At 67.9% G+C, this 10,484-nt stretch carries 10 protein-coding genes; 5 read left to right on the top strand and 5 right to left on the bottom strand.

Annotated elements, in window-relative coordinates; translation table 11 throughout:
- From ACFWF3_RS10795 to ACFWF3_RS10775, 5 genes are all read right to left on the bottom strand, one after another.
- On the bottom strand, nucleotides 1-800 hold an 800-nt coding region (locus tag ACFWF3_RS10795), incomplete at its 3' end, for a carbohydrate ABC transporter permease (protein ID WP_379313459.1).
- The gene (locus ACFWF3_RS10790; protein WP_379313457.1) at nucleotides 787-1,713 is read right to left on the bottom strand and encodes a carbohydrate ABC transporter permease; all 927 of its coding nucleotides are present in this window, start codon (nucleotides 1,711-1,713) and stop codon (nucleotides 787-789) included. The genes ACFWF3_RS10790 and ACFWF3_RS10795, both read right to left, overlap by 14 nt.
- Entirely contained in the window at nucleotides 1,710-2,696 is a 987-nt protein-coding gene (locus tag ACFWF3_RS10785) for a sugar phosphate isomerase/epimerase family protein (protein WP_379313456.1), read from the bottom strand. The genes ACFWF3_RS10790 and ACFWF3_RS10785 overlap by 4 nt, the downstream gene beginning before the upstream one ends.
- A gap of 47 nt (nucleotides 2,697-2,743) precedes the next feature.
- The gene (locus ACFWF3_RS10780) at nucleotides 2,744-4,036 is read right to left on the bottom strand and encodes an extracellular solute-binding protein (RefSeq protein ID WP_378988885.1); all 1,293 of its coding nucleotides are present in this window, start codon (nucleotides 4,034-4,036) and stop codon (nucleotides 2,744-2,746) included.
- 37 nt (nucleotides 4,037-4,073) lie between these two features.
- On the bottom strand, nucleotides 4,074-5,297 hold the full coding sequence (locus ACFWF3_RS10775) for a cytochrome P450 (protein WP_379313454.1): 1,224 nt from the start codon (nucleotides 5,295-5,297) through the stop codon (nucleotides 4,074-4,076).
- A gap of 372 nt (nucleotides 5,298-5,669) precedes the next feature.
- On the opposite strand from ACFWF3_RS10775, the gene ACFWF3_RS10770 reads away from it, so the two are divergent.
- The 5 genes from ACFWF3_RS10770 to ACFWF3_RS10750 all read left to right on the top strand — a co-directional run.
- Nucleotides 5,670-6,608 (top strand): LysR family transcriptional regulator, encoded by a 939-nt coding sequence (locus tag ACFWF3_RS10770; RefSeq protein WP_378626831.1) that lies wholly within the window; start codon nucleotides 5,670-5,672, stop codon nucleotides 6,606-6,608.
- A 69-nt stretch (nucleotides 6,609-6,677) separates the two neighbouring features.
- A complete protein-coding gene (locus ACFWF3_RS10765; protein ID WP_378626832.1) occupies nucleotides 6,678-7,199 on the top strand; it encodes a DUF4442 domain-containing protein in 522 nt (173 codons plus the stop codon).
- Nucleotides 7,199-8,077, top strand: a complete 879-nt coding sequence (locus ACFWF3_RS10760) for an alpha/beta fold hydrolase (protein WP_378988889.1) — start codon at nucleotides 7,199-7,201, stop codon at nucleotides 8,075-8,077. Before ACFWF3_RS10765 ends, ACFWF3_RS10760 begins: the two co-directional genes overlap by 1 nt.
- 216 nt (nucleotides 8,078-8,293) lie before the next feature.
- Entirely contained in the window at nucleotides 8,294-9,874 is a 1,581-nt protein-coding gene (locus ACFWF3_RS10755; RefSeq protein ID WP_379313453.1) for a PfaD family polyunsaturated fatty acid/polyketide biosynthesis protein, read from the top strand.
- Nucleotides 9,875-9,900: 26 nt separating this feature from the next.
- On the top strand, nucleotides 9,901-10,484 hold a 584-nt coding region (locus tag ACFWF3_RS10750), incomplete at its 3' end, for an AMP-binding protein (RefSeq protein ID WP_379313451.1).

The raw sequence follows: 10,484 nt of genomic DNA, 5'->3' as shown, positions 1-10,484 counted from the left end.
TGAAGGAAGGCGTCCGCGATCCGTCGCGACGCCAGGACATAGATCACGACGACCGGCAGCGAGGCCAGCATCGCCGCGGCGAGCATCGGTCCGTAGTCCGCGCTCTCCGGGCCGAGGAACAGCGCCAGACCCGGCTGGATGGTGGTGTCCTCGGGATCGGGCATCACCAGCAGCGGCCACAGGAACTCGTTCCACGTACTGATGAACAGCAGGATCGCCACCGCGCCCAGTGCCGGGCGCATCACGCCGAGGACCACGTGCCGCAGGACCTCCCACGAGGTAGCGCCCTCCAGCACGGCGGCGCCGATCAGCGATTGCGGCACCGAACGAATGTGGTCGCGCAGCAACAGCACCGCGAGCGCGCTGACGCCGAGCTGCGGGATGATCACCCCGATCGTGTGCCCCTGCCAGCCCAGTTTCGCGGTCATCAGGAACTGCGGGATAATCAGCGCCTGCGGCGGGATCAGCAGCGAAATGCCCACGGCCGCGAGGACGAAACCACGGCCGCGCGCCTTGTCGAAGCGCACCAGCGCGTAGGCGGCGGGCAGGGCGACAAGCATTGTCGCGATGGTGACGCCCGCGGCCATCACGAAGGTGTTCCACAGCAGCCTGCCGATCGGGAACTTGCCCACTGCCATTTCGTAGTTCTCCAAGCTCGCCGGAAGCGGGATCGGATTCAGATCGAAGATGGTCGACACCGGTTTGAACGAGGTGGCCAAGGCCATCACCACCGGGAACAGCATCAGCACAATGGCTGTGATCAGTAGCAGGTGTCTGCCGATCGCGTCACCGCGTCGCACGGAATCTCCTCGAGAGCAGGGTGTGAACGGTCAGCAGCAGCCCGAACGCGAGCGCGATGACGATGGCCGCCGCCGATGCGGTGCCCGCGTCGAAAAAGGTGAAACCGTAGGTGTAGAGCCGGTAGTAGACGTTGTCGGTGGCATTGCTCGGTCCACCTCGGGTGAGCACCCCGATATTGGTGAACAGCCACGGCCACACCACCACCATCGACAGCAGTCCGAGCAGAATGATCGGGCGTCGCAGCTGGGGCAGGATGATCGAGCGGGTGATCTCGCCCTCGGTGGCGTCGTCCAGGCGCGCCGCGTCGATGGTGCGGCGGTCCAGGTTCGCCAGCGCCGCACCGAAGAGCAAGGTGTTGAGCGCCACCACCTTCGGGGCGGTCACCACCACGACGGTCGGTAGCGCGGTGGCGGGGTCACCGAGCCAGTTGACCGGTTCCACTCCGGCGAAGCCGAGTACCTGATTGAGGCTGCCGTACAGCGGATCCAGGATGAACTGCCACGACAGCGCGTTGGCCACCGGCGCGAGCACGACCGGCATGAACAGCAGCATCCGGTAGAACTCGCTCATCCGGCCAGGGCGCTTCCACAGCGCGATGGCCAGCGCGCACGGCACCACCGTCGCGAACGGCAGCACGAACAGCGCGTACTCGAGCGTGTTCCAGGCCGCGTTGCCGAATTCCGGCTCGGTGAGCAGGGTTTCGTAGTTCTTCAGGCCGTTGAACGCGATGTCGGGCGAGACCAGGTTCCAGTCGAGGAAGCTGAGTACCGCGGTGAACAGCAGCGGCCCGTAGACCCACACGGTGATCGAGAGCATGGTCGGCGAGAAGTACAGCCAGGCGAGCCCGGTCGCGGCGGGGCGCTCGACCACGCGCGCCTTCGGCGTGACCTCGGGGTCCTTGGTGAGCGTCATGACCGGGCTCGCGCATCGAGCAGCCGCCGGGTGGTGTGCAGGGCTTCCGCGTGGTGGCGGGCGTGGCGCATCTCGATGATGATCGCCGGGTCGTGCGGGAAGGGCGTCGCCAGCACCTCGTCCAGCGGGATCGTGCCCCAGCCGGGCGGCAGGTGCAGATCGCCCTCACCGAGGAGCTCGAGTTCGTACGGGTTCGCGTCGGGCTGGCGCGGCATCCGGCCGAAATTGTCGTGCAGGTGAATGTGGCCGACAACCGGGGCGACTTCGCGGATCGCGGCCAGGTAGTCGTAGTTCAGGTAGCCGGCCGACAGGTACGCGTGGCCGACATCGAGGCACATCGTCACCGCGGGGTGATCGATCTGGCGCACCTGCTCGGCGACCAGATCCAGCCGCATCCCGTAGGAACGGCGGGTGAGTACCGCGGGACCGGGCGCCCGGTTCTCGATCGCGATCGTGACCCCGCGCGCGCCGGATTCGTCGGCGAGCTCACGCAACATCGTGCGCTCGGTCGCCATGCCCTCGGTCAGTGCCGCACCGTCGCTGTAGAGGCTCGGCAGCACTCCGGCGTGGTAGACCAGCACCTCGGCGCCGATCGCGGCGGCGATCTCCAGATCCGCCAGCAGACCGAGTTGCTGCGAGGACGCGGACCCGGTGTCGAGCAGATTGCCGGTGCGTCCGGAGGAATGCCACGAACTGTGCAGGGTGAGCCGGACTCGGCAATCGGCCAGCGCGTCGCGTAGCGCCGCCAGCCGGGAGCGCTGCACCTGTCCGCCGATCACCACCCCGAGGCCGCAGCCACCGAGTTCGGCATAGCCGAACCCGGCGGTCGCGGCCTCATCGAGGAATTCGCGCATCTCCTCGAAATCGGAGCGTAGGAGCTGCTTTCCCGACCACGGATTGACCGTCAGGCCGATCTTGTTCGGGATCGCGCCGCCGTCGGTCGAACCGTTCGGCGGCGTGTGTGCGAATACCTGGTGTGACAACGGTGTCTCTCTTCGAGGGGGTGGTGGTCAGCGGAGGGTGCGTGAACTCAGTTGAGTCCGCGGATCTTCGCGGCGGCGGCGCGCAGGGTCGCCGCCGGGTCGGCGCCGCGAAGGACGATCGGTTCGACGGCCTCGTCCTGGAGGATGACGACGCCCTGGTTGGACTGCTTGCCCGGGAAGGCGGTGTAGGGAGCCAGATCGGCCATCTGTTTGACAGCCGAGCCGAGCCGCGGATCGGCCGAGGACTCCGCCGCGGTCCGCAGCGGCAGGTAGCCCATCTGCGAGGCGATGAGCTTGAAGCTCTCGTCGTTGGTCATGAACTGCACAAACTTCCACGCCGCCTTCGCCTTGGCGGCGTCCTTGGCCACGACCGTCAGGCCGGAGCCGGAGAAGGTGGGGCGGGCAGGCAGGTTGTCGAAGGCGGGCAGCGGCGCCACCTGCAGGGCGAACTTGCCCTTGGCCGCCGCGTCGAGGGTCAGCAGACCGCCGCCGGTGGTGACCAACATGCCGAGCTTGCCCGAGTTGAAAGCGCTTTGCGCGGACGCGAAGTCGACCGCGGGCTGCACCCCGGACTTGGTCAGATCCTGGATCGTCGACAGCGCGGTGATCACCGGGGCCGAGTCGACGGTGACTTCACCGCTGCTCGACACCAGCGCGCCACCGGCACTGTTGACCAGGGACTGGGTCAGGTAGTCGGACTTGCCCGGGTCGGCCGCCGAGACGTACACGCCCTGCGCCTCGGTCTTGTCCTTGATCGCCTGCGCGGCCTGCTTGAGCTGGGCCATCGTCTTGGGCGGCTGGGCGGGATCGAGCCCGGCCGCGGTGAACAGGTCGGCGTTGTAGAAGACCACCGGGGTGGCCATCATGAACGGCATCGCGACCGGCTTCTTGGCGCCGGCCACCGGGGTCGCCTTCAGTACCGACGGGACGAAGCCCGCCATGTGCTTGTTCCACTCGTCGGTCCCGGCGACCTCTTCGAGTGAGCGCAGCGGCAAGGTCTGCGACGCCTGCGCGACCTTGCTCCACCCGATCTGCGCGACATCGGGCGGGTTGCCCGCCACCACTTCGCTCTGGAGCTTGGTGAGCGCGTCGGCCGTCGGGACCGACTGCGGCTTGACGGTGATCTTCGGGTTGGCGGTCTGGAAGTCGTTGATCAACTTCTCGATGCCCTTGCCCAGTGGGTTGGTCTGTCCGTAGGTGTAGGACAGGAAGGTGATGGTCACCGGGTCGTCGGCCGCGACCGGGGCCGAGCTGTTCTGGCCGCAGGCCGCGAGCAGCGTGGTGACCGCGACGAGCACGATCCCCCATCCGGCCTTACGGCCGTGGTGGTGCGAGTTCATAACAGGCTTTCTGTGGAGGGGGTGGTCGAATCGGAGATCAACGGAGACGAACTCCGCCGTGCGTGACGGTCAAAGCGTCGATGCCACGCAGGTTCACATTGGGCCGGTAGCGCAGCGAGCCCGGGACGAGCACCGGGTCGATCACCCGCCCGGCGAAGGCGGACAGCGCCGCGGCGCCCTCGGCCCGGCCCAGCGCCGCGGCGAGGCAGAAGTGCGCCCCGGCCGAGAAGGCGAGGTGGTCGGCCGCGCCGCGGGCGACCAGGAAGCGGTCGGCGTCGGGGTAGTGCTCGGGATCACGGTTGGCCGAGGCGAGCAGCACCAGCATCGCGGTGCCGGGGCTGATCGCGGTGCCGCTCACCTCCATGTCACGGGTGGCGATGCGCATCACGAACTGGATCGGCGCGTCGTAGCGCAACGCCTCGTCGGCGGCGCTGATCCCCAATTCGGGTTCGGCGGCGAGGATCTCGCGCTGGTCCGGATTCTGGAGCAGGGCGAGTACTCCGTTGGCGATGAGGTTGGCGGTGGTCTCGTGGCCGGCGACCATCAGCAGCACACAGGTGGCGAGCAGTTCGCCCTCGCTGAGCACCTCGCCTTCCTCCTCGACCTCGATGAGCCGCGAGAGCAGGTCGTCGCCGAGGTTGCCGCGCCTGCGGGAGATCAGGTTGACCAGGTAGTTCATCAGCTCGTTGCGCGCGCCCTCGGCGTCGTCGAGATCGTCGTTGTGGACGACGAGGTTGAAGTCGAGGACGCGGCCCAGCCTGCGGGCGGCGGGTTCGAAGTCGCCGAACTCCTCGACGGGGATGCCGAGCAGAGCGCACATGATCCGCACCGGCAGGGGCAGCGCGAATTCGGAGATCACGTCGAATTCGCTCTTGCTCGCGATATTTTCGATGAGTTCGTCCACGATCGAGTGGATCTGCGGCTGCGAGGCCCGAATAACCCTGGGTGTGAAGGCCTTCGACACGAGCCGGCGAATGCGGGTGTGCGCGGGCGGATCGAGGAACAGCAGGGACTCCGAGCGCTCCGGGTGATCCTTGCCGAGCCGGGAAAGCTTGGGGTCGTTGCGCACCGACGGGTCGCGCAGCACCTGCTGGCAATCGGCGTAGTTGGCGATGATCACGAGGTCGCCGCCTTTGGTGACCAACGGGGACTTCGTGCGCAGTGCGCGGTGGACGGGATACGGATCGGGTCGGGTATCGGGAGCGAACAGTTCGGCCAGTGTCGACTCGGCGTCGTGCTGGCTGGCAACCGTGGTCGTCATATTCTGGGCTCCTTCGAAAATCGGCGTCGAAATTACTTCGCCTGCACCGGATAAAAGTCTTCCACTCCGGTGTCGCGGGCGACAACGCGGAACGCATTATTGATCAATTGCGGTACGAAATGGATCGCCCTGTCAAGACGGGGATCATCGGGTTTTTCCGAGTCAGCGATTCGAGTGCCGAATCGACCGTGTTCACGGTGCCGCTCGCGGCACCGTGCACCGCGAGGCGGGGTGGACACGCCGCAGGGTTGGCAGGAATTCGGTCGCTGCTCATCTGGGCTTCACGGGCCCGTTCCCCGATGACGTGCGGTGCCGCTATACAAGGTGCATATCTCGGACGAGTCACGTACCTGATCACGCGAGGCGCGCACTATGGAGACACGGCATATCGAGGCATTTCTTGCCATCGCTGACGAACTGCACTTCGGAAGGGCGGCCGCCAGGCTCCATCTCACGCAACCGTCACTCAGCCAGCAACTCAAGCGCCTGGAACGCCATCTCGGCGTCGAACTGGTGTCGCGGACGTCGCGGGTGGTGCAGCTGACCCCCGCGGGCGAGGCGTTCCGCGCCGACGCGCGACGGATTCTCGGGGAGGTGCACTCGGCGACCAACACCGTCCGCGACATCGCGGCCGGGCGGATGGGCAAGATCAACATCGGGTTCAACGGGCGGGCCGGGCAGCTCATCATGCCCAGGTCACTGGCCCAATTGCACGCGCACTATCCCAATATCACCACCAAACTCAGCTCGGGTCGCTCCGGGCCGCAGCTCACCGCTCTCACGCGCGGGGAGCTCGATGTCGGGCTGCTCTACGGCGGTGCGTCCAACGGCGGGTCGGTGCTGTCGCGGTGTCTGCTGCAGATGCGCATCGGCGCGCTGGTGGGGCAGGGGCACCGGTGGGCCGACCGGTCCTCGATCTCGATCCGCGAACTGGCCGAAACGCCGTGCGTGCTGTTCAACCGCGAGGTGAGCCCGGCGATGTACGACGCCATCATGACCGCGGGCGAGCGGGCGGGCGCGTTCCCGAAGGTCGCCGAGTACATGAACGACTCGGTGGCCACCGAGATCACCGTGGCCGCCCGCCGGTATGTGGGGTTCGCGTCGTTCATCAGCATGGACGAGCCGCGGCCGATGGGTTTGAAGGTGGTTCCCCTCGTCGATCCGGAACCGGTGGTGGAATTACAGGTCGCCTGGCGCGTCGACAGTCCCAACGAAGTGGTGCAGGTATTCCTGGACAGCCTCGATTCGACGAAGAATTTCCTGCAATCCACTATCCGCGGCAAGGTCTACGGAGAACCGCTGGCGAGTTGATTACCATTCGGTCGATTGAGATCGGCAATGGAAATCCGAATCGGCGGGTGCGGATGGTGCAATTATTTCATGGCACCTGAACTGAAAACCTCAGCCACCCTCGGTTCGGTATTCGAGGCGATCGATCCGGATAACCCCGACTTCTTGCATCTGCAGCGAATTGTAAGCAAGTTGGTCCCCTTCGGTACCCACGCGGGGACCGAGATCACCGAAATCGGTCCGCACCGCGCGATCGTGGAAATTCCCGACGAGCCCTACGTCCTGAACCATCTGCGTACCGTGCACGCCGGTGCGCAATTCCTGGCCGCCGATATCGCCGGCGCGTGCGCCTTCGTGGGCGCGCTGGCGTCGCGGTTGTCGGCCATCGACACCCTGGTGCTGCGCGACGCGCGGCTGTCGTTCCGCAAGCCCGCCCTCGGCCGGATCCGGGCGATCGGGGTCATCGACCCGAGCGACGTCGCGACGGTACTGGCGGCCAAGGGCGGCCAGCGGCTGGATGTGGACGCGCGGGCGCTGATGTACGACACCGCGGGTGTGCTGGTCGGCAAGGTGGCGCTCGACTACGTCTGCACGCTGGCCGCGGAGGCGTGATGAGCGAGCAACGCGCCCAGATCGTCGGGCTGGAATCGACCACCGTCGCCACCCCCGACGGCGCCACCCTGGCGGTACGCCTGCTGCCGCAGGCGGATCCGGCCGCACCGGTGGTGCTGATCCTGCCCGCCATGGCCATCAAGGCCAAGTACTACCTGCCGCTGGTCACGGCCTTGCACGCGGCCGGACTGACGGCCGCTGTCCTCGATCTGCGCGCGCAGGGCGACAGCCTGCCCGCACTGGGGGAAGGTCCCGGGTTCGGCTATCGCGAGCTGATCGAGGTCGACCTGCCCGCCGTGGCGGACGCGCTGCGCGAGCGGTTCCCCGAGGCGCCGCTGCACCTGTTCGGGCACAGCCTGGGCGGACAGCTCGCGTTGCTGTTCGCTGCGGCCGAACCGGATCGGGTCGCGAGCATCACGACGATCGGTACCGGCTCGGTGTACTGGTGGTCGTTCGAACTGCGCAGGCGCCTCGAGGTGCTGGCGCGCGGCTGGTCGGTCGGTGCGGTCACCCGGCTGCGCGGCCGGTGGACCGGCGGTGGCGGCATCGGGCCGATGACCGCGGGCGTGATGATCGACTGGGCCCGGCACCTGCGAACCGGCAACTACCGGCCCAGCGGCAGTGCCCGCGACTACGACCGGTTGCTGCGCGAATTCACGCTGCCGGTGCTGCTCATCTCGCTCGACGGCGACCCGCTGGGCCCCGAGTCCACGGTGCGATTCCTGAGCAAGCGGATGGGCGCGGCGGATCAGCATCGCTGGCACATCGACCGGGCCTCGGGCTTCACCCACATCGGCCATGCGTCGTGGGTGAAGGACAGCGAACTGGTCGCGCCCGCGGTCGCGGCTTGGGTTGCCGAAGGCCGACCGCCCCAGTAGCGATGGCCGATCCACTCGGCATCGAAGACCGATCTCGGTCGGTAGCGCAGGCCGATCGCTCAGCGATGGTCGGCCGACTCGGTAGCGATGGCTGCCCGCCTCGCCGCAGGACGGCCGACCACCCCGGGCGCCGACGTGCGTCGTTCGCGGCGCCGACCGTTCGTGGCATTTCTCGATAGCGACCTCTGCCCTCGGGCTCTCAGAAGGATTGGCACAGTGACGACTTCCCTTGCACCCTCGGCGCTCGCCAGGGACGACAACTCCATCTACCGTGCGCTGTCGGAATTGGACAAGCCGGTGTTCGTGGTCCGTGACGAACGCGGTGTCGCGGTGACCACCGACGCCGGCACCGCGCGCGGCGCGCAAGTGCTGGCAGCGGCTCCGGCGCTGCGGCCGGAAACGCTGGGCAACACCGAGTTCCGGCAGACCCACGGCGTGAACTTCGCCTACCACGCCGGTGCGATGGCCAACGGGATCGCCTCGGCGCCGATGGTGGTCGCGATGGCGCGCGCCGGCTTGCTCGCCTCGTTCGGCGCCGCCGGTGTGCTGCCCGCCCGGATCGACGAGGCCCTGGCCACGATCGGGCGTGAGGCGCCGGGAAAACCCTTCGCCTGCAACCTGATCCACAGTCCCAGCGAGAACGCGCTGGAGCGGGCGATCGTCGACGCGTGCCTGCGCCACGAGGTGCGCTGCGTGGAGGCGTCGGCCTTCCTCGACCTGACCCCGCAGGTGGTGCGTTACCGGCTGGCCGGCCTGCACCGTGACCCGAACGGCCAGGTGATCGCCCGGAACCGGGTGATCGCCAAGGTGTCTCGCGCCGAGGTGGCCGAACTGTTCCTGCGCCCGGCGCCGGAGCACCTGGTGCGCGGATTGCTGGACGCGGGGGAGATCACCGCCGAGCAGGCGCAGCTGGCGGCATCGGTTCCGATGGCCGACGACATCACCGGCGAGGCGGACTCCGGTGGCCACACCGACCGCCGTCCGCTGGTGGTGCTGCTGCCGTCGCTGCTGGCGGTGCGCGAACGGATCCAGCGTGAATACGGTTTCGCCCAGCGGGTCCGGGTCGGCGCGGCCGGTGGCATCGGCACTCCGGCGGCCGCCGCGGCGGCCTTCGCGATGGGTGCCTCCTACGTGGTCACGGGGTCGGTCAATCAGGCCACTGTCGAAGCGGCGCAGTCGGAGACGGCGAAGCGGCTGCTGGCCGCCGCGGGCGTCGCCGACACCACGATGGCGCCCTCGTCGGACATGTTCGAACTCGGCGTCGACGTGCAGGTGCTGCAACGCGGCACGATGTTCGCGAGCCGCGCACGGCGGTTGTACGACACCTATCGGCGCTACGACGGCATCGAGGCGATCCCCGCCGCCGAACGCGCCGAAATCGAGCAGCGGATCCTGGCTCGCTCCTTCGACGAGGTGTGGAACGACTGCCTCGGCTACTTCCGTGAGCGCGACCCCGAGCAGATCGCGCGCGCCGAGGGGAACCCGAAACGCCGGATGGCACTGATCTTCCGGTGGTATCTGGGCCGGTCGTCGGGCTGGAGCACGGCCGCGACGCCCGAGCGCACCCTCGACTATCAGATCTGGTGCGGGCCCGCGATGGGCGCGTTCAACGACTGGGTCGCCGGCACCTACCTGGCCGCACCGGCGCACCGCCATGTCGCCGAGGTCGGGTTGCAGATCATGCACGGTGCGGCGTTCGCCACCCGCGTGAGTCAGTTGCGCGCGGCGGGCGTGCGACTCCCGGGCCGCTGCTCGACCTACGTTCCGGCCCCGCTGACCAGCATCGAGTCACGATGAGTAGCGCCGTGCAGGGAGATAGCGCCGTGCAAGATGCCGGCGCCGTGCAGGGACTGCGGGTCGCGCAGGAATACAGTGTCGCGCCACTGGTCACCATGGCCGATGACGACAACTTGGCCAACGTAGTGTTCTCCAAGGCCGCGGCCGACCCGTCGGCCGTGGTGTTCAGCCGGAGAACGGCCGAGGGCTGGCTCGACGTCGGCTACGACGAGTTCGCCCGGCTCGTCCTCGGACTCGCGAAGGGCCTGCTGGCCAACGGGATCGGCGTAGGCGATCGGGTGCTGATCCTCGGCGGGACCGGTTTCGAATGGTCGGCGGCGGACTTCGCCGTGCTGAGCGTGGGCGCGATGGCCGTACCGGTGTATCCGACATCGTCGGCCGAGCAGATCCAGCACATCGTGGCCGATGCCCGTCCCAGCGCGTGTTTCGTGGAGACGATCGAACAGTGCGAGTTGATCGGTGCGGCGGCGGGAGATCTGCGCGGCCGGGCCTGGCTGCTCGGCTCGTCGTTTCCTGCGCTGGTCGAGCAGGGCGAGGTGATCGCCGACGCCGAGGCCACCGAGCGTCGGCTGGCAGTGCGCGCCGATGATGTCGCGACGATCGTCTACAC

This window comes from Nocardia sp. NPDC060220, assembly GCF_042727815.1.
GTDB lineage: Bacteria > Actinomycetota > Actinomycetes > Mycobacteriales > Mycobacteriaceae > Nocardia.
Note: the sequence above shows the minus strand (reverse complement) of the source record. Positions and strands in the feature narration are given on the sequence as shown.

Excerpts from the sequence above, each read along its gene's own strand:
- ACFWF3_RS10790 (WP_379313457.1), bottom strand. The coding sequence starts at position 1,713 with ATGACGCTCACCAAGGACCCCGAGGTCACGCCGAAGGCGCGCGTGGTC.
- ACFWF3_RS10780 (WP_378988885.1), bottom strand. The coding sequence starts at position 4,036 with ATGAACTCGCACCACCACGGCCGTAAGGCCGGATGGGGGATCGTGCTC.
- ACFWF3_RS10775 (WP_379313454.1), bottom strand. The coding sequence starts at position 5,297 with ATGACGACCACGGTTGCCAGCCAGCACGACGCCGAGTCGACACTGGCC.
- ACFWF3_RS10770 (WP_378626831.1), top strand. The coding sequence starts at position 5,670 with ATGGAGACACGGCATATCGAGGCATTTCTTGCCATCGCTGACGAACTG.
- ACFWF3_RS10765 (WP_378626832.1), top strand. The coding sequence starts at position 6,678 with ATGGCACCTGAACTGAAAACCTCAGCCACCCTCGGTTCGGTATTCGAG.
- ACFWF3_RS10760 (WP_378988889.1), top strand. The coding sequence starts at position 7,199 with ATGAGCGAGCAACGCGCCCAGATCGTCGGGCTGGAATCGACCACCGTC.